This window comes from Variovorax sp. NFACC27 (assembly GCF_048301545.1).
GTDB lineage: Bacteria > Pseudomonadota > Gammaproteobacteria > Burkholderiales > Burkholderiaceae_C > Variovorax > Variovorax gossypii.
On the sequence record NZ_CP157613.1, the window covers coordinates 4,074,475 to 4,092,602 of the forward strand.

Here is an 18,128-nt window from a genome sequence, read left to right on the forward strand (position 1 = left end):
CGAATGCACGCCGGGCTGGCAGCGATGGCTGTCGCGCGGCCTGCATGCCATCGACACCCCCATGCGGTGGAACACGCGAACGAACCGGGGCACGCGCCGCAACAGGGCGTCCCTCGCGCCTCGGCCTCCTCTTTCGCTCACTGCGCGATGCCCTCACGCAATGCAGGCCGACGCTCCAAGAGCCGCCGCAGCCTCCTCGCACAGGGCAGCCGCTTCGGCGGCGGCCCCGGCCACGCCATAGACGTAGTTGTCAGGCCGCAGGAGCGCGGCGACACACCCGTGCCGTTGGAACCAGTGGGCCGCAACACCCTCCACATCGTCCGCGCTGCCGAGCGCGACCACGGTGAGGCCAGGTATCGAAGCGTCACCAGCCCGCTCGACGCCCGGTGCAAGCACGAGCCGCCAGCCATGGCCTGCCAGCTCGTCCATGCGCTGGCGGGCTCCCGCTGCACCAGTCAGCCACGGTTGGGGAAACAGGCCGCCGCGTGCCGCGCTGGCTTGCCCCGACAGGAACCCGTCTTCCAGGCGCGGCAGGATGTCCTGGCGGGGCGTGTCCTGCACCTGGCCTGCGCACTCCTCCAGCAGGCGAGCATCGCGCGCTCTGGCCTTGGCCACGTCCCGCTCGCAGATGACGGCTCCCACGCCCTTGATGCGGCTGGTGAGCTCGCGCACGTGGGCCCGGCGTTCCGTGCCATAGCTGTCGAGCAGCGCCTCGCCAGCGTCGCCCCGCACCTCGCCTTGCAGCACGGCCGCGAGCTTCCAGCTCAGGTTGGCCACATCACGCACGCCCTGGCACATGCCCTGTCCAAGGAAAGGCGGCTGCATGTGCGCAGCGTCTCCGGCCAGGAAGACGCGCCCATGGCGCCACTGCTGGGCAACAAGCGCATGGAAGCGGTAGCTCGCCTGGCGCCACAGCTGACCGTCGTCGGGCGTGAGCCAACGCGACAGCAACTGCCAGGTGTGCTCGGCCGTGGCGACCTGCACGGGGTCTTCGCCCGGCAGGATCGAGATCTCCCAGCGACGATGGTTCTTCGGACCGATCACCAGGGTGCACGGGCGCTGCGGCTCGCAGTACTGCACGCTCACCTTCGGCAGCTTGGCAAGGCCGCGCTCGTTGACCAGCACATCGACCACCAGCCAGGGCTCGTCGAAGTCCAGGTCCTGCATCTCGATGCCCAGTTGGGTGCGCACGCCGCTGCTGCCCCCGTCGCAGGCCATGCAGTAGCGCGCACGCACGGTGCGAGCCTGTCCCCCGGAGCCGATCTGCAGCATGACGCCTTCCGGGTCCTGCGCGAGCGCGCCCATCTCCACGCCCAGGTCCACCGTCACGTTGGGCAACTGCGCCACGCGCGCGCGCAGTGCCCGCTCCACGGGCGGCTGCGTGAACACCATGGAAGGCGTGTACCCCTGCGGATAGGGAGGCGCCACCATGGTCATGCGCCGGATCAGCTGACCGTCGGCGCCGAGGTACTCGGAGTTGGTGAACGGCTCGATGTAAGGCTCGACAGCCTCGACCACGCCCAGCTGCTGGAACACGCGCATGATCTCGTGGTCCAGCGAGATGGCACGGGGAATCTGGTGGACATCCGGCATGCGCTCGCACACGTAGACCTTGAATCCACGCTGTCCCAACAGCCCTGCGGCCACCTGCCCCACCGGGCCGTATCCGACGATCGCGACGTCGTAGATGTCGCTCGTGCTCACGCCGCCTCATCCGCAATGGGGTTGGAGAGAAGGCCGACGCCATCGATCTCTATCTCGATGGTGTCGCCCGCGCGCATCCATACGGGTGGAGTGCGCGCCTGGCCCACGCCGGCGGGCGTGCCCATCACGATCACGTCGCCCGGCTCCAGGGTCAGCACCTGTGCCAGCAAGGCGATGGTCTCGGCGACGCTGAAGATCATGTCGTCGGTATTGGCGTCCTGCATCACCTGGCCATTCAGGCGGCTCTGGATGCGCAGGCCCGCGGCGCCCGGCGCCAATTCGTCGGCGGTGACCAGCACGGGTCCGAAGCCGCCGGTGCGGTCGAAGTTCTTGCCGATGGTCCATTGGGGCGTGCGCTTCTGGTAATCGCGCACGCTCATGTCGTTGAAGCAGCTGTAGCCGAAGACATAAGCCAGCGCCTGGGCCTGGGGCGTGTGCCGAGGCACCTTGCGGCCGATCACCACCGCCAGTTCGGCCTCGTAGTCGAAGCGTGTCGACACCTTGGGCAACCATCCGGCCTCCCCATGGGCCAACAGCGACGAGGGCGCACGAAAGAAGAACCAGGGGTAGTCGGGCTTCTCGCGACCGCCTTCCTTGGCGTGATCGTAGTAGTTGAGGCCCAGGCAGACGATCTTGCCGGGCTCGGGCACCAGCGGCGCCAACCTCGCGCCTTCAAGGGGCTGACGCTGACCCGATCTCAGTGCTTGCCGCGCCGCGGCCTGCAGGTCGACGCCGGCGCTCAGCGCGGCGCGCAGGTCGGCCGGCACCAGCGCGTCGGCATCGTTCAGATCGATCAGGTCCTGGGCGTCGACAAGGGCCAGGCGCGGTGCGCCTTGGCGCAGGTAGGTGGTGAATTTCATCGGGATGTCACTCGGTTGGAAAAATCAGGGGTTCGTTGCGAAGAAGATGCGCCGCTGTGCGTCCTTCAGGGCGGCGCCGGGGGCGGCAGAGATGCCCCACTGGTCCACGCGGCCCGGCGGCCACTTCCAGTGCTCGGGGCCGTGCGCCTCGTAGCCGTCGTCGATCTGCTCCACCTCGGCCGTGTACTCGATGACGACGCCGAAGGGATCGATGAAGTAGTTGAAGAGGTTGTTGCCCGGGCCGTGCCTGCCGGGGCCCCACTGGATGGGAAACCCCGCGTCCTTCATGCGGCCGCCGCCGCGCATCACCGATTCGAAGTCGGGCATGAGGAAGGCGATGTGGTTGAGCGCATCGTTGTCCGAGATGCCGATGGCGATGGTGTGGTGATCGCGATCGCAGTTCATGAAGGCCATGATCCCGGTGCGGTCTGCCAGGCGAAAGCCCAGCGCCTGCTGCAGGAAGACCTGCGTCTCGTCCACCGCGTGGCTGTTGAGCACCACGTGGGTCAGGCGGATGGGCCGGTCCTTGACCGCGGGTCCCTCGGGCTGCCGGCTGTCGCCGTGCACCACCTGGAAGATGCGCCCGTGCGGGTCCCTGAACTTCAGACCGACGCCACCGGCGGGATCGCGCGTGAGTTCGTGCGGCGGCGCCAGCAGGGTGCCGCCGGCGGCCACGACGCGGGCGGCCACGGCATCGAGCGCCTCCCGGCTGCGCGCGCGCAGCGTCACCTGGCGGATGCGCGGGACCTCCGTGCCCTGGTGCAGCGCCAGCAGGTGGCCGTCACCGCCCGTGCCGCGCAGGTACAGCACGGAGTCGCCGCGGTGGGCGACTTCCAGCCGCCAGGTGCCGGTGTAGAAGGCTTCGGCCTGCGCGAGGTCGGGCACCTCGAGCGCCACGCTGCGCAGACCTTGGATCCAGGGGGAGCTCATAGGGTCGTCTCTTTCTTGGGAAGGCCGAGGAATCGCTCGGCGTTGCGATGCACCAGGGCCGCCACCGTGGCTTCATCGAAGCCGGCGGCCTCGATGCGCTGCACCGGCGTGCGGTCATGGAAATTGAAGGGGTAGTCGGTGCCCACCATCAACTGGCCGGCGCCGAAGCGATGCACCAGGTGGCGCAGCAGGGGCTCGTCGAACACGAGCGTGTCGTAGAACAGCCGCCGCGCCTGCTCCGCGGGCGAGGCCGTGATGCTCTCCTTCAGCGCGGGAAACACTTCCCAGCCCTGCTGCAGGCGAGGCAGCAACGTGGCCAGCGTGCCGCCGCCATGGCTGAACGCGATGCGCAGGCGCGGCCGGCGCAGCAGCAGGTTGGCCGTGATGACCGACGCGGCCGCCAGGCCCACGTCCCCCGGATAGGCCAGCACCTGCTGCAAGGGCGCGGGGCCCACCAGCCGGTCCATGCCGGCCGGGCGCAAGGCGTGCACGAACACCGCGGCCCCCAGGGCCTCGCAGGCTTCGAAGAAGGCATCGAACTGCGCGGCACCCACGGGCGCATCGTTGACATTGCTGCCGATCTCCACGCCCGCGAACCCCAGCGTTCCCACGACGTACTCGAGCTCGGCAATCGCCAGGTCGATGTCCTGCAGCGGCACCGCGCCGAGCGCCGCGATGCGGCCGTTGCCCTGCGCCACCATGCCGGCCATGCAATCGTTGGTGTAGCGCAGCAACTGGTGGGCGTCGTGGGCGGCCATCCAGTACGACAGGAGCTCCGGCATGGGCGAGATCACCTGCAGTGCGAGCCCCATGCCCGGCAGATCCTCGAGCCGGCGTGCGGTGCTCCAGCAGCGGTCAGACACCGTGCGATACACCTTGTTCGCGATCATCACGTGGCGATGGCAGGCGTGGGCGGGCGCCATCGAGGGCCAGTCGGCCGGCAGCCTGGAGCCGATGTAGCTCGGGAAGTGCTCGGGCACCACATGCGCATGCACATCGATGCCGCAGCGGCAACGGGTCATTTCTTTTCTCCGGCGCAGGGCTATTCGGGCCGGATGTCGAGCTGCCTGACCAGCTTGGCCCAGCGCTCGCGCTCGCTGTGCATGAAGGCCTCGAACTCCGGCACCGACATGCGCTGCTCGGCCTGCGAGCCGAGGGTCTGCAGGCGCTGCAGCACCTCGGGCTGCTGCATGACGGCTTCCAGGTCGCGGTTGACGCGCGCGATCACCTCCGTGGGCGTACCTGCCGGCGCAAAGAGACCGTTCCATCCCGTGTACTCGAAACCGGGGAAGGTCTCGGACAGCGCGGGCACGTCCGGCATGCCCGGCTGCCGTCCGGCAGTGCTCACGGCCAGTGCACGCACCTTCCCCGCGGAGAGGTATGCAGTAAGGGCCGCATCGGGCAGGCACACCAGCGGCACCCGCCCCCCGATCACATCCTGCAGTGCATCGGGCGCCTTGGTGTAGGGCACATGGTTGAAACGCACGCCGGCCATCCCGGCCACGCTGTCGGCCAGCATGCCGGAGAAGGTCTTCGGGCCTTCGGTGGCGATCGCGACGCTGCCCGGTTGCGCCTTGGCCAGTGCCAGCGCCTCCTTCAGATTCCTGGCCGGGAAGTTCGCCGCGGCAGCGATCACGAAGGGGCTGCGCCCCACCAGCCGCACCGGCGCGAAATCCTTCGCCGGGTCGTAGGGCAGGGCCTTGAAGGTGTAGGCATTGGTCACCATCGCCGCGGTGGTCGCGTAGTAGAAGGTGTAGCCATCGGGCTGCGACCGCGCCGCCGCCAGCGCGCCGATCACGTTCTGCCCGCCCGGCTTGTTCTCGATCACGATGGGCTGGGCCCAGCTTCGCGCGAGCCGGTCGGCCACGTAGCGCGCGAGGATGTCGGGCCCCGAGCCCGCGGGCTGCGAAAGGATGAACTTGACGGGGCGCTGCGGCCAGTCGGGCTGTGCGCGAAGCAGCCCGCTGCCCGCCAGCGGAAACAGCGTCGCCGTCCGGACGAAATCTCTGCGTTGCATGGAGTCTCCTTTGTTCTTGGAGCCTGGATGCTAGGAAGCCTCCCAACATCTGAACAGTCGATGACGCAGATACATAAAATCCATTTCATGGATATTCGATCGGTCGACCTCAACCTGCTGGTGCTGTTCGATGCGATGGCCAGGCTGCGCAGCGTCAGCCGCGCGGCCGAAGCCATCGGGCTGAGCCAGCCCGCCACCAGCGCCGCCCTGGCGCGGCTGCGCGCAACCTTCGACGACGACCTGTTCGTGCGCGCCGGCGCGCAGATGGAGCCCACGCCGCGCGCGCAGGCACTGAGCCCCGTGGTGCAACGTGTGGTGCAGGCGATCCAGGCGGAGATCCTTCAACCGGCTGGCTTCGATCCGGCGAGCGCGGAGCGCAGCTTCACGCTGCTCACCCCCGACATCGGCGAGGTGGCGTTTCTCCCCGGGGTGCTGCGACGCCTGCGGCAGGCAGCGCCGCTGGTGCGGCTGCGTGCGCTTTCCATGCCGCGCACGGCGGCCGCCCATGCGCTGGAGGCCGGCGAGGCCGATCTGGCCGTGGGCTTCTTTCCCGATCTGCAGAAGGCGGGCTACTTCCGCCAGGCGCTGTTCAGGACGTCCTACACCTGCATCGCCTGCGCGCACAATGCGGCAGCGCCTTCGCGCATGACGGCGCGGCAGTACCTGGCGGCGCGGCACATCGTCGTGCGGCCCGACGGGCGCGAGCACATGCTGGACCGCTTCCTGGAGGACAAGGGCTGGCACCGGCACGTGACGCTGGAGCTCTCGCATTTCATGAGCCTGTTGTCGCTGCTGCCCGGCAGCGACCTGGTGGCGACCGTGCCCGACGACATCGCCACCGTGGTGCAGCGGCATATCGCGGTGAAGACCATCGAACTGCCCTTCAAGCCGCCGCAGCTCCAGGTGCAGCAGTACTGGCACCGTCGCATGCAGAACGATGCATCCAACCGCTGGCTGCGCGGCCTGTTCTACGAAGTGAACCGGCGCGACGCCAACGCACGCCTGCCCGACTGGCAGGCCGCCGGCTGAAGGTGCTTCAACCGGCGCTCAGCCCCGCCGCCTGCACCCCGGCGATGCAGATGGCTTCATCCTCGTCGCCGGTGCCGCCACTGGCACCTACCGCGCCCAGCAGCGTGCCAGCCGCATCGCGGATCACCACCGCACCGGTCTGAGGCAGGAACTTGCCCTCGGCCGTGGCGGCCAGCGCGACGAAGAAGTTGGGGTTGTCCCTCGCGCGCTCGGCCAGCTTGCGGCTGGCCACGCCCATGCCCACCGCACCCCATGCCTTGGCACGCGCGATGTCGAAGCGGAACATGCTGGCACCGTCTTCGCTCACGAAGGCCTTGAGATGGCCGGCGGCATCGAGCACCGCAATGCCCATGGGCTGGTAGCCGGCTTCCTTCGATTTCGCGAGGGCCGCATCGATGATGGTGCGGGCTTGCTGCAGGGTCAGGCTGGACACGGGCTTTCCTTTTCTTTCATTCATTCAATGAGCGGCCGCCCCGGGGCCGGCGACAGCCTCGAAGCCATAGCGGTTCATGCTGGCGAAGGCAGGCATGGCGGGGTGCGGCACGAAGCGTGTGCGGCAGTCGAGCACGGCCGGCAGACCCGAGGCCAGCGCGCGGCGGATGGCGGGCCCGACCTCGGCCAGGGCCGTCACACGTTCGCCGTGGCAACCGAAACCCCGCGCGATGGCTGCATAGTCTGTCCCGTCGAGCGCGGTGCCCAGTTCGAAACCGAGCGCATTGCGTTGACCGGCACGGATGATGCCCCAGGCGGCGTTGTTGTGGACGATGACGAGCACCGGCAGGCGGTGACGTCGCGCGGTGTCCAGTTCGTTGAGCGTGAAGCCGAAGGAGCCGTCGCCCGTGATGAGCGTGACGGCCCGCTCAGGCTGCTGCGCCTGCAGCGCGATGGCATAGGGCAGGCCAAAACCGAGGTGGCTCATGCCCGGCTCGTGAAAGCGCGTGCGCACGTCGAGCACCGGCGTCAGGTCGTTGCTCCAGAAGCTGGTGTGGCCGCCGTCGAAGACGGCCAGGCCGTCTTTCGGCAAGGCCTCGCCGATCGCGCGCGCCAGCGCCGCGGGGTGCATGGCCTCGCCCGGTTCGCCCTCCTCCCCCAGTGCCGCCAGGCGCGACGCGTACGCCTCGCGCGCCTGCCGCAGGTCGCGCAGCCAGCCGCTGTCGACGGCACGCTCCAGGTCGGCATCACCGGCTGCGAGCAGATCCTCGAGCGCGGCGCTTGCATCGGCTTGCAGTGCGAGTTCGTGCAAGGCGGGGTGCCCCAATGCCGACGGATCGATGTTGATGCTGATCAGCCGCTGCGGCCGCCGCGCCAGCGGCCCGTGCGCGTCCCACATCCAGGACGACCAGCGGCATCCCACGGCGAGGACGAGATCGGCGCGCTCGAAGGCCAGCCGCACGGGCTCCCCGGCGATCAGGCCGCCATGGCCGATGAAATGCGGGCTGTCCGAGGCCACCACGCCGAGCGCCATCTGCGTGGGAAGCACCGGCGCCTGCCAACGCTGCGCAAGCGCACGCACGCTGGCGGCCGCGCCGCTCGCGACCACGCCGCCGCCGGCCACGATGAGCGGGCGCCTGGCCTGCGCCATGAGGGCCGCCGCGCGGCGCACATCGTCGGCATGCGGCCGGACACGCCCCACGAAGCGATAGCTCGCCGGCGCAACGTCGAACTCCGCCTCCTCGAAGCTGCAGGACTGGCTCAGCACGTCCTGCGGAATGTCCAGGTGCACCGGGCCGGGCCGTCCGCTCAGCGCCTCGCGAAAGGCGCGGCGCACGAGCTCCGGCAGGCGGCGCGCATCATGCGCCACCGCGTTCCACTTGGTGATCGGCCGCGTCAGCGCCACGGTGTCCAGGTCCATGAACATGCCGCTGTGCGGATAGCAGGCGGCGCGATGCTGGTTGGTGGTGATGGCCAGCAGCGGCAGGTTGTTGTTGAAGGCCACGCCCAGGCCGGAGGCCAGGTTGAGACCGCCCGGCCCCATCTCGCCCAGCGCCACCGCGATCCGCCCCGACGCGGCATGGACACCGGCCGCCATCATCGGGGCTGCGCCTTCGTGCCGCACCCCGAGGAAGCGCAACTGTTCCTGATGCGAGATCGCGTGCAGCAACGGCCCCAGCTTGCCGCCGACGATGCCGAAAACCTCCCGCACCTGCTCTGCGAGCAGAAGCCGCACCAACGCCTGCGCGCCGTTGATTTGCAGCGCCATGTCCTAGTCCTCCGCCGTGAAATGGGCCGCCTTGACGATCGGGGCCCAGCGTTGCCGGTCGGCGCGCACGATGCGGGCGAACTCGTCGGCGCTCTGGTGCATCGGCTGCAGTCCCACCTTGGCCAATGCCTCGACGAATTCGGGCGCTGCGAGGCCCTCGCGCACGAGCGCGTTGAGGCGCTGCACGGTCTCGGCCGATGCGCGCGCCGGCAGGAACCAGCCCAGCCACTCCTGCACCACGATGTCGGCGAAGCCCTGCTCGACGAAGGTCGGCACCTCCGGCAGGAAGGGCGAACGCTGCGCGCTCGATACCGCCAGGCCCCGCAGCTTGCCGGCGCGGATGTACGGCATCACCTCGCCGAGCACGCTCACGCTCACCGGCACCTGACCGCCCAGGACGTCGTTGAGCAGCGGCGCGCCGCCCCGATAGGCCACCGCCGTCAGCTCCGCGCCGCTGGCCTTCTGCAGCATCATGCCGACGAAGTGCAGCGCCGAGCCGGCCGCCGGCACGCCGTAGTTGGCCTGCGGCGGATGGGCCTTGGCCCATTTCACATACTCCGACGCCGTCCTCACTTCCGCCGGCAGACCGGGCCCGGCTGTCAGCACGAACGCATAGTTGACGGTGCTGGTCACCGGCACGAAATCGGCGATCGGGTCGTAGTTGAGCTTCCTGTAGGTGTTCGGATAGAGCGTCATCGGCGAGCTGGGAATCTGCAGGATCGTCAGACCATCGGGCGCCGCACGCTTGACGTACTCCACCGCGATGCGCCCGCCCGCCCCTGTCTTCGGCTCCACCACCAGGCTGGCGGCGTACTTGCCGCGCAGCTTCTCGGCGAGCGGGCGTGCCACATGGTCGCCCATGCCGCCGGCGGGAAAGCCCGAGACGATGGAGGCATTGCCGTTGAGCTGCGCGAGCGCGCGTTCCCAGGGGGCTAGCGCGGCCAGCGCACTGCCCGCCTGAAGAAGATGAAGGAAGTCTCTGCGGTCCATGGCATGTCTCCTGGGTCTGGGGCCCTTGGCTGTCGATGCATCGATCGTGAGGCCACCGAGGGCTGCCGCGAATGGACAAATCGCACCATGGCAGGTAGTTTTCCGGCCTCGATCGCATCTGCACGATCTGCACGCCGTGAAATCCGCTGCCAGGCCCCTCCTCCTCGTCCCCTTCCGTGAAGTCCGTCATGAGCAGCCCGACGACTGCCTGCACTACGAGCTGGTGGCGGTGCGCGGGCGGGAGATGGACTGGACGATTCCGGCGCATCGCCACGAGGGCCTGCACCAGATCCAGTTCCTGGAGCGGGGCCGCATCAGCGGCACGGTGGATGGGCGAGCGGTGCAGGCCGACGCCCCGGCCATCCTGCTGATTGCCCCGGGCTCGGTGCACGGCTTTCACCACACACGCGACACTTCGGGGCATCAGCTCACCATTCCCAGCGCCACGCTGCAGCAACTCCTGGCCGGCACACAGCTGGCGGAGACGAGCCTGGGCAGCTCCTTCTTGCTGACGGAGCTGGCGCCCCCGGCGCACGCCGAATGCGCCACGCTCTTCGCCATGCTGGGGCGCGAGTTCCACGGCCACGATGCTGGCCGGGTGCCTGCGCTGCTGGCCACCGCCACCCTGCTTGCCGTCCTGCTGCTGCGCCTGCACGGCGCATACATCCAGAAGACGCAGGCGCCCGGTGCGCGCGATGCGCTGCTCCAGCGCTTCCGTGCACTGGCAGAGCAGCACTTTCGCGAGCACCGCGGCCTTCCTTTCTATGCCCAGCAGCTGGGCGTGAAACCCGACCACCTGAGCCGCAGCTGCCGCAATGCGACGCAGCAGTCGGCCCTGCAGCTGCTGCACGAGCGACTCATGCTGGAAGCACGTCGACTGCTCGCCTATACCCCCATGTCCGTGGCAGAGGTGGCCGACACCATCGGGTACCAGGACCCGGCCTACTTCAGCAAGTTCTTCACTCGCGCCACCGGCCACTCGCCTTCACAGTACCGGGCACTGGCGGCCCAGGGGGTCAAAACACCTCGTTAGGCACATGCGGGCCCAATCACCGGTCTCGGCGGAGCACACGCCCTCCTGCCCGCCCCCGCCACCGGGTACTTCGCGCCCCCTGCAGGCTGGAACCCCATGGCCATGGCCATGGCCATGGTCACGAAGGCGCAGTACTTCCCATGCATCGCGAACCGTCGGGACCGGCTCGGTCACGCGACCCGAAGCCGACGAAGCCGACAACCCTTTCCCGTCACGCAGTTGATCAGCATCCGCTTGCATGACGACGCGGCCGCGCTCGGGCATCAGCAGGCACTCGCGCAATCGAGCACGAAGCCCCGGGCCCGCCCAGCATGACCCCACGCCCTCCATGATCGATTCACGACGAGTTCGGAGTCGACGCAGACAGAGTCGAGATCCCGCGGTCGATCTGCGCACGTGCAGTGCCTGCAGCACAGCTGGCGAAGAAATAGAGACAAAACCACCAAGCTCCTCCTCGACCCCCTATTAGTTTCCTCATTGCAGCCCACGCCGCTTCCTGCGCGGCTGGCACGAACCAACAACAGGCCCGATGCGGCCTTGGGAGAAGAACATGAGCACTGGGGGATGCGCGCGTTGGAGCGGCACTGTTGCGGCCGATTTTTCGCAAGCGCACGGCGAAGTCGTGTTGACGGTGGGCGCGGCGCCGGCTCGACGACCGCTTGCGGCTCAACGGGGGGCGCCCGGCGGCACTGGTCTCAAGACGGTGAACGACCCACTGCAGAAACTCGTAGGTCGCCCGAGCAGTCAGTCGCCGCGACTGACCTGAGGCCAAGCCTTGACCACGACACCCATCGCAGGGGAAGAGTGGCGTAGTGGGCGTGGTATCCGGTATTGGTCTGCGACCAGTCCTCCAGCACAGCGACCAGGCGCCCGGATGAGAGGTGCTCGCCAACGGCATCGTCGGGCAACCAGGCCAGACCGCGCCCGCCAAGTGCCCCGGCGACGACCATGCCACTCGAGTCGAATACGAGCCGGCCCGTGACGTGCGCGTTGACCCGAATTCTTCAAGTCGAACCTGAAGTGATCCAGGAGCCCGCTGGGCGCGCACAGACCGAATGCCGCCAGTGGCGCCGTCCGGCGAGCGGGTTCAATGCTCCACGACCAGGTCCGGCCATTCCCGCCGCCATTGGTGCTCGAGCCGCGCCTTCTCTGCGCGGTGGCCCAGGGCGATGACCACAGGGATGACGGTGCCTCGCGGCAGCCCGAGGATCTGGCAGATCCTGGGTGCCGAAAAGCCCTCCATCGGGCAGGAGTCGATGCCTCTGGCGGCCGCGGCCAGCATCAGGGTCTGCGCCGCGAAGCTCGCGTTCCTTGCGACCCACGAGCGGCTCCCCAGGTGGCCGATGGGGAGCAGCGCCAGGCTGGGTCGCGCGAGCGCGGCGAGCGCTGCGAGCGGCGTCCAGAGGGCCCACGAGCCGAGTTCCAGGACGCGCCGGAACATCTTCACCTGCCCGCGGTGGTAGTCCTTCGAGCGCTGGGGCAGGCTGCTGGAGGCCTCGACGTAGGAAAGCTGTTGGCTCGCCGTCCGCAGCGCGATCTCGCGGCTCGCTGCGACGATCACCAGCGTGGGTGCGGAGACCGCGGCACGCTGCCCGCTGCAGGCCTCGGCCAGGCGCGCCTTCAATGCGGGTTCGCGCACCCAATGGAGCTGGTAGGGCTGTAGGTTGCCGCTCGAAGGCGCCCGGGCGGCTTCCTCGAGCACGGCGCGAACGTCGGCGTCGGGCAGCGCCGCCGGTGCGAATTCCCGGATAGCGCGTCGGCGTCGATTCACGTCCTGGAAGGCAGCCCAGAGCGGCGATGTGTCTTGCTTTTGCATGCTGAAATAGTAAGCTTTGACTTGTTTTTTTGAAACTTGCATTTGGAGCTTCGCGCCCATGAAAACCGTGCGGCCGACCACATCCCCCCGGAAACAGCCTCGGCAGGCGCGCTCGCGGGCCACGGTGGACGCCATTACGCAAGCTGCGGCTTACATTTTGGTGAAGCGTGGCTGGGAGGGTTTCACCACCAATGCGATCGCCGAGCGCGCCGGGGTGAACATCAGTTCCCTGTATCAGTTCTTCCCCAACAAGGAGGCCATCGTCGCCGAGCTGCAGCGCCGCCACATCGAGCAGACGCGCCGCAAGTTGGTGGAGGCGCTGCCCCGGCTGGCCGGGCAGCGCTCCTTGCGCGATGCGCTCCTGCTGCTGGTGGGCGCGATCGTGGACGAGCATCGCGTCGCGCCCGCCCTTCATCGCGCCTTCGCCGAGGAGCTGCCGCGGTCGGTGAAGTGCCCCACGGAGGATGAAGCGGCGCTCCGGCGCCAGGCGCTAGAGGCGCTGCGGCCGTTCATGAAGAACGTGCCGAATCCCGAGGTCGCGATAGAGATCGGCGTGGTCGCTGCGCGGGCCGTGATCAACGGCGCGGCGACGCATCGGCCTGAAGTGCTCGGCCTCCCGCAGTTCCGCGAAGAGGTGGTCGCCTTGCTCCAAGGGTACCTGCAGCGCCGGGCCTCATCGGCCTGAGTGGACGAAGTGATCACCAAGTCGAGGTCCGAAGAAGACGTTGGCATCAACTGGCGCTTCGCGCGGAAGAAGCAGCGCCGTGGCCATCAGGCTGAGCAGCATCGCAAACCGTCTCATAACGATGATTCTGGCGTTCGCGCTCAGCATTCCTGGCGACCGCTCAGGAACGGTGTGCTGTCATTGTGAGCTTGAGGGCATCCAACGATGGGGCAGCAGGTCTGCAAGGTCGCGCGCCCGTTGGGTCGGGAGACGCATCAGCACGTCACGAAGGTATGCAGAAGGATCGTGGCCGTTGAGCTTCGCCGTTTGGATGAGGCTCATGATGGCCGCGGCTCGCTGCCCGGCCAGCAACGTCCCGGCGAACAGCCAATTCTTGCGTCCCGTGGCCCATGGCCTGATCTGCTGCTCGTCGAAATCGTTGTCGATGGGCAAGGCCGGGTCGCCAAGGTGGCGCGTGAGCGCCGCCCAGCGGTTCAGGCTGTAGTCCACGGCCCTTGCGGTCGCCGAGCCATCGGGCACCTTCGGCCGGAAATCCAGCAACCTGCTGTGCAGGACCTGCGCGATCGGCGCCGCGCGCGTTCGTCGTTCTCGCAAGCGCTCCTCAGGAGGCAAGTCCTTTGCCTCCCGCTCGATGCCGTAGAGCTGACAGATGAACTCGATGGCCGCGGCCGCCAGCGTGCTCTTGTTGGCCAGGTGCAGCTCCACGAACTTGCGGGTTTCAAGACCTGTTGCATCTTCAGATGGATCGGTCGGGCGTTCGCAGACACAGTTGCCTCACGGGCCCTTCCCAGCGGTCCTGGCGCTCTTTGCCGTCAACGAAGCGCGAAGGGGTGCCAGGTCGTAGAAGAAGTATGGCCCCGAATATGTCACGACCCCATCGTCGGCTTTCTCGGTGCTGCGTGGAACGATGACGACGGCTCTGTAGGGCTGTTTCGGCACGGAGAAAAGCACGCGTCTTTGCATGGATCGACCGGCTGCGAGCGGCTCGCCGAACGGTGTCTGACCTGCCTCTGGCGGGTTGACCAGCCGAGTCAGCATCTCATGGGGCTCGTACAACGCACCGGCCGCATCGACCAATCTGAACACGGGCTGGAACCTCACGAAAAGTGGCTGCTCTGCCATGTTCGTGATCTTCACCTGGAGCAGGACAAAGTCGCCCTTGTACTGCTTCGGTGAATCGGCGGCGCTGCTGTCCACGACGAGGTTGGCGTACCGGGCTTCCTGAAACTCAAAGGCGACGTTGTCCCGCGTCACCTGCGTGCCCCAGGCGAAGCTCTTTCTTTCTCCATCCCCGGCCATTGCGAGGAGTGGCGCGAAGGCCAGGCCGGCAACCACCACCATTGCAGCCCAAGCGCCGCGCTCGTTCAGCCAACGCGCCAGCCAGCACAGAGGACTTGTTGCCATCATTGCCACTCGTAGCGCAAGCCCGAGCGCAGGCTCCATGTCCGCCGGATGCCTTTGGCGGCCAGGCTGGAAGCCTCGAAATAGACAAAGCCTCGCCGCGGCAGGAACGCGAAGCGGCCGCCTACCCTCACTTCACCGCCCGCGCCGTTGCGGCTTTCGGTTTCAACAGGAAGGCTGCCGCTCCCCTTGGCGGCAGTGATCGACAACCCATCGCCGAAATAGTTGATCGCAGAAAACCGCAGATAGATGTCACCGCTCAGGTCGAGCAACCGCACAGCCTTGCCCAGGAGCACGCTGGCCCTGACCGAGCCAGCGTCGTCGTTGTCCTGGCTGATGGTCACGCCGTTGCTCGCCACGTGCTTGTTGGCCGCCAGGCGGCTCGCGGTCACCGCCAGTTGCGGCTCCACGAAGGTGTCCTGAGGCAGAGGGAAGCGATGCCCGGCCTCCGCGCTGACTTCGTATCCCTGCATGCGGTACGTGCCGGTGACATGCCGCGACAGCGAATCGAACGACGCGTACTTGTTTTCCAGTGCGGCGGTCCGTGCGCCGATCTGCAGATACGTTCCGCCGTCGTGGACCCAGAGGCCATAACCCGCGAGCTCGACGGCAGACGCCTTGCCGTTGCCTCGCTCATAGGTGGCGCTGGAGTTGATGAAGCTGGCGGAGCCGCCCGCATGGCTTCTCCATCCATCGAAGTACCCCAGGTTCCGATCGAACCCGATGGAAAGACCGCCATAGGTCTGACGGTACGTCCTCGCGTAGTCGGTCCTGGCGTCGAAGCCACCGCCATCCACTTCGGCCCAGATCCCGGAACCTTGGGCGCTTGCATCGCTTCGCAACGACTCGGTCCGGCGGGCAATTCCGTTTGCGCGCAAGGCCCAGAGGCTGCGGAGGCTGTCGCCTGCGTCGGCGGCCGTCTTCACGGTCTCCGAGGGAGTGACGCTCGTCGGGACTGCGGACTGGCTGCTTGTGGCACTTGTGCTGCTTGCGCTGCTTGTACTGTTCGAGGTCGTGCTTGTGGTGCCCGTCGCCGTGCCGGTGTCCTCGCCCAAGATGCTCAGGCCGGTCAACAGGACCTTGCTTGCGTCCGTACTGAGCGTCACGTTGGGCGAATACGAGAACCGCACCAGGTCGTTCTCGTAGCTCCATTGGTTTGTTACGCCCTGAACGGCCTGCAGTCGCGCTGTGCCGCCGCCAGCAGCCGAGGCGTCGATCACGACGATGGCCTTGCTCGCAGGGATCACCGTACCGGTTTTGATCGTCGAGGCATTGACCCAGCTCGTGTCGTTGAGCGCAGGGTCGTACACGACACTGACCCGTTGCGTTCCGGTTGCGTTAAAGCTCGTCACGCCGCTACCGAATTGAATGCTGTCGGCCGCACCGTTGCGCACATCGCTGAGGATGCGAAACGTGGCGCCATCCCCCAGATTGACCGTTGCCGCGTTTGTCGAGCTTTGGATACTGAGAACGCGCAGCGAGTAGGTTGGAATGCTTCCCGCAAGAAAGCTTCCCCAGCTGGCGGCCATGTCGATCGCACCGCCGTTGGTCAGCGTCAGGGTGCCCGAACCGAAGTCGGCAGTCACGGTGCCGGTACCTGTGGGAATCCAGGAGGCCCCTTTGGAAAACGACAGGTTTGGCGAGCCGGCGGTGTAGACCGTGGTGTCCGAGGTGTCGGGGTCCGCAAAACCGCTGACGGGTCCGCGCAGGTACGAGTCCGAGGTGTCCAGGTTCACGTTCAAGATGCCGGTGTACTTCGTGCCGGCGGCGTTCGTCACACTGCCCGTCACCAGGTCGCCTTGCAGCTTCACGGGCTGCCCGCCCGAAGCGTTGACCGTGACTGTCGCATCACGCCCGTCCGCCGCCACGTTCCAGATGGCATAGCCATTGCCCGTGCCGGTGGGCGACGTCGAAATGCTCAAGCCACCCGCGGCCGTCAGGGTTCCGCCGTCGTTGCGGATGCCGTAGACGTCGCAGCCGCTGCATGACGACGCGACCTGCAGCGCCACGTTGTCCGTCGTCGAGTTGAAATTCAGCGTGCTGGCGTTGTTGACGGCGTAGGCCTCCGCCGCGGCAGAGACGCTGACCGTGACCGCCTTGCCGAAATTGATGGAGGACGTGCCCGGATAGCTGTTACCGATCCCCGTTGGATTGCCGAACGGCACGTAGCCGGTGGTGCTAACCACCGAGATGTCCACGTCGCCTCCGAAGGTCATTCGAGCGGTCCGGTGTGTGTTGGCAATACCGTATGCGGACCGACTCCCGGTGGCCGTGATGCTGCTGGATCCATCGATGGTGAGCACCCCTTGATTGCGAATGCCGAAGACCGTCGATCCGTTGGCAGCGGCGGTGAGATCCAGGTTGCCCGTCACATGCAGCCGACTGTTCTGGTTGTCGTTGTAGATGCCGTGCGCGTTGTCGCTCGGGTACGCGCCTGTCGCCGAGATCGTCAGGTTGCCGTTGAAGGTGATGCTGCTCCTGCCGCCCCCGGAGTTGTGGACGCCATCGGAGTTCTCCCGCTTGCCGCTCACCACGATCGTGGTGTCTCCGTTGAAGGTGACCGTGCTCTGGTAGACCCAGAGGCCACGCGAGTATCCCGGCGTGCTGGTGCGTATCGTTGTATCGCCGTTGAAGGTGACCGTGCTCTGGGATGCGTACACGCCGATGGCGATGCTTTCCTTGTTGTCGGACTGGGCATAGATGGAGGCATTGCCGTTGACCACGAGACTCCCGCCATCGACGCTGATGCCCCTGGACAGCCCCAAGGTCGAATCCGCCGTGCCTCTGGCCGAGGAGATGTTCAACGTGCCGCCGGCGGAATCCAGCACCACGGGTGATGAGCCGGAGGCCGAAGTCAGCAGGACGCCATACACGTCGCCGCCGGTCGCCTGCACGCTGATGCTGTCATCCGCCGCAAAGGCGTAGTGCAACGTGCCCTGAGATGCCGTGATGACGTAGGCTGGCGAATAGTTGCCGGTTCCGCCTGCCTGGTCGTTCGTCTGCACGCCGGTGACCGTTCCTTCGTAGGTCGTGGCTGCAAGCCCGGTGACTGGGCGCACCACCGCGACCACGAACAGGATCCGGGCAAGGAGCGACGCCAGATGCAATCCTGGAGATTCGCGCAGTGCAGGCTCGCCGTCTCTGTGCAGGTCGCGCGGGATCTTGTGTGTTCTTGTTTTCGGGGAAGGCCAGCAGGGCGCGCCGGGTAAGTGCATTGGGGAGAACTGTCTGGCTGGATGGCATGCCCGTCGAGGGACAACGTCGGGCCGGCTTCCGGGAAGCAAACCAGCTCTATTGTTTTTGACTTTGAGTGCGCCCGACCAGCGTCAAAATTGAAATTCAACCGCTCACTTCTCGACGCAATCGCTGGCCCCACTGCGAACGAGCGCACACTTTAGGCCTCGTCAGTCGAGTTGCAGCGATGCAGCGATGCAGCGATGCAGCGAGCAGACGTCGCCGCCCC

The 18,128-nt window shown here is 67.3% G+C and carries 16 protein-coding genes and 1 pseudogene; 4 read left to right on the top strand and 13 right to left on the bottom strand.

The annotated features are described in order from the left end of the window. Positions 1 to 153 precede the first annotated feature (153 nt). Genes ABL840_RS19090 through ABL840_RS19110 form a run of 5 tightly spaced genes read right to left on the bottom strand, consistent with a single transcriptional unit; the run spans position 154 to position 5,511 of the window. Entirely contained in the window at positions 154 to 1,704 is a 1,551-nt protein-coding gene (locus ABL840_RS19090; RefSeq protein ID WP_418116334.1) for a bifunctional 3-(3-hydroxy-phenyl)propionate/3-hydroxycinnamic acid hydroxylase, read from the bottom strand. Beyond that, on the bottom strand, positions 1,701 to 2,564 hold the full coding sequence (locus tag ABL840_RS19095; RefSeq protein WP_093208579.1) for a fumarylacetoacetate hydrolase family protein: 864 nt from the start codon (positions 2,562 to 2,564) through the stop codon (positions 1,701 to 1,703). The genes ABL840_RS19090 and ABL840_RS19095 overlap by 4 nt, the downstream gene beginning before the upstream one ends. 24 nt (positions 2,565 to 2,588) lie before the next feature. Then, positions 2,589 to 3,494 carry a VOC family protein gene (locus ABL840_RS19100; protein WP_093307615.1) on the bottom strand — a complete coding sequence of 302 codons (906 nt, stop codon included), beginning with the start codon at positions 3,492 to 3,494 and terminating at the stop codon, positions 2,589 to 2,591. Further along, positions 3,491 to 4,516: an amidohydrolase family protein gene (locus tag ABL840_RS19105; RefSeq protein WP_093208574.1), complete on the bottom strand. Its 1,026-nt coding sequence runs from the start codon at positions 4,514 to 4,516 to the stop codon at positions 3,491 to 3,493. The genes ABL840_RS19100 and ABL840_RS19105 overlap by 4 nt, the downstream gene beginning before the upstream one ends. A gap of 20 nt (positions 4,517 to 4,536) precedes the next feature. Beyond that, complete coding sequence (locus ABL840_RS19110) at positions 4,537 to 5,511, bottom strand: Bug family tripartite tricarboxylate transporter substrate binding protein (protein ID WP_093208572.1); 975 nt, start codon at positions 5,509 to 5,511, stop codon at positions 4,537 to 4,539. Between the two features lie 87 nt (positions 5,512 to 5,598). Here ABL840_RS19110 and ABL840_RS19115 point away from each other — a divergent pair, with 87 nt between their 5' ends. Further along, positions 5,599 to 6,540, top strand: a complete 942-nt coding sequence (locus ABL840_RS19115; protein WP_170217196.1) for a LysR family transcriptional regulator — start codon at positions 5,599 to 5,601, stop codon at positions 6,538 to 6,540. A 7-nt stretch (positions 6,541 to 6,547) separates the two neighbouring features. Here the strand turns inward: ABL840_RS19115 and ABL840_RS19120 are convergent, their stop codons facing one another. Genes ABL840_RS19120 through ABL840_RS19130 form a run of 3 tightly spaced genes read right to left on the bottom strand, consistent with a single transcriptional unit; the run spans position 6,548 to position 9,730 of the window. Beyond that, positions 6,548 to 6,973 carry a GlcG/HbpS family heme-binding protein gene (locus tag ABL840_RS19120; RefSeq protein ID WP_218153033.1) on the bottom strand — a complete coding sequence of 142 codons (426 nt, stop codon included), beginning with the start codon at positions 6,971 to 6,973 and terminating at the stop codon, positions 6,548 to 6,550. Positions 6,974 to 6,997: 24 nt separating this feature from the next. Beyond that, the gene (locus tag ABL840_RS19125) at positions 6,998 to 8,740 is read right to left on the bottom strand and encodes a thiamine pyrophosphate-binding protein (RefSeq protein ID WP_093307613.1); all 1,743 of its coding nucleotides are present in this window, start codon (positions 8,738 to 8,740) and stop codon (positions 6,998 to 7,000) included. Positions 8,741 to 8,743: 3 nt separating this feature from the next. Further along, positions 8,744 to 9,730 carry a Bug family tripartite tricarboxylate transporter substrate binding protein gene (locus tag ABL840_RS19130; RefSeq protein ID WP_093208564.1) on the bottom strand — a complete coding sequence of 329 codons (987 nt, stop codon included), beginning with the start codon at positions 9,728 to 9,730 and terminating at the stop codon, positions 8,744 to 8,746. 136 nt (positions 9,731 to 9,866) lie between these two features. Between ABL840_RS19130 and ABL840_RS19135 the strand changes: the two genes are divergently transcribed. Together ABL840_RS19135 and ABL840_RS19140 are read left to right on the top strand one after the other, a co-directional pair. Beyond that, the gene (locus ABL840_RS19135; RefSeq protein WP_176947664.1) at positions 9,867 to 10,763 is read left to right on the top strand and encodes a helix-turn-helix domain-containing protein; all 897 of its coding nucleotides are present in this window, start codon (positions 9,867 to 9,869) and stop codon (positions 10,761 to 10,763) included. Positions 10,764 to 10,859: 96 nt separating this feature from the next. Continuing rightward, positions 10,860 to 11,078 carry a hypothetical protein gene (locus ABL840_RS19140; protein WP_093307610.1) on the top strand — a complete coding sequence of 73 codons (219 nt, stop codon included), beginning with the start codon at positions 10,860 to 10,862 and terminating at the stop codon, positions 11,076 to 11,078. A 380-nt stretch (positions 11,079 to 11,458) separates the two neighbouring features. Here the strand turns inward: ABL840_RS19140 and ABL840_RS19145 are convergent, their stop codons facing one another. Both ABL840_RS19145 and ABL840_RS19150 read right to left on the bottom strand, forming a co-directional pair. Next, a complete protein-coding gene (locus ABL840_RS19145; protein WP_093307609.1) occupies positions 11,459 to 11,713 on the bottom strand; it encodes a hypothetical protein in 255 nt (84 codons plus the stop codon). 137 nt (positions 11,714 to 11,850) lie between these two features. Then, positions 11,851 to 12,579 (bottom strand): nitroreductase family protein, encoded by a 729-nt coding sequence (locus ABL840_RS19150; protein ID WP_093307607.1) that lies wholly within the window; start codon positions 12,577 to 12,579, stop codon positions 11,851 to 11,853. A gap of 58 nt (positions 12,580 to 12,637) precedes the next feature. Between ABL840_RS19150 and ABL840_RS19155 the strand changes: the two genes are divergently transcribed. Beyond that, positions 12,638 to 13,264, top strand: coding sequence for a TetR/AcrR family transcriptional regulator (locus tag ABL840_RS19155; protein ID WP_093208558.1), 627 nt, complete (start codon positions 12,638 to 12,640; stop codon positions 13,262 to 13,264). Between the two features lie 177 nt (positions 13,265 to 13,441). Here ABL840_RS19155 and ABL840_RS19160 read toward each other — a convergent pair. From ABL840_RS19160 to ABL840_RS19170, 3 genes and pseudogenes are all read right to left on the bottom strand, one after another. Beyond that, a pseudogene (locus tag ABL840_RS19160) lies at positions 13,442 to 13,978 on the bottom strand (IS66 family transposase); the annotation flags it as partial. A 60-nt stretch (positions 13,979 to 14,038) separates the two neighbouring features. Continuing rightward, entirely contained in the window at positions 14,039 to 14,707 is a 669-nt protein-coding gene (locus ABL840_RS19165; RefSeq protein WP_143043033.1) for a hypothetical protein, read from the bottom strand. Next, complete coding sequence (locus ABL840_RS19170; protein ID WP_093307604.1) at positions 14,668 to 17,880, bottom strand: autotransporter outer membrane beta-barrel domain-containing protein; 3,213 nt, start codon at positions 17,878 to 17,880, stop codon at positions 14,668 to 14,670. Before ABL840_RS19170 ends, ABL840_RS19165 begins: the two co-directional genes overlap by 40 nt. Between the last annotated feature and the right edge of the window lie 248 nt (positions 17,881 to 18,128).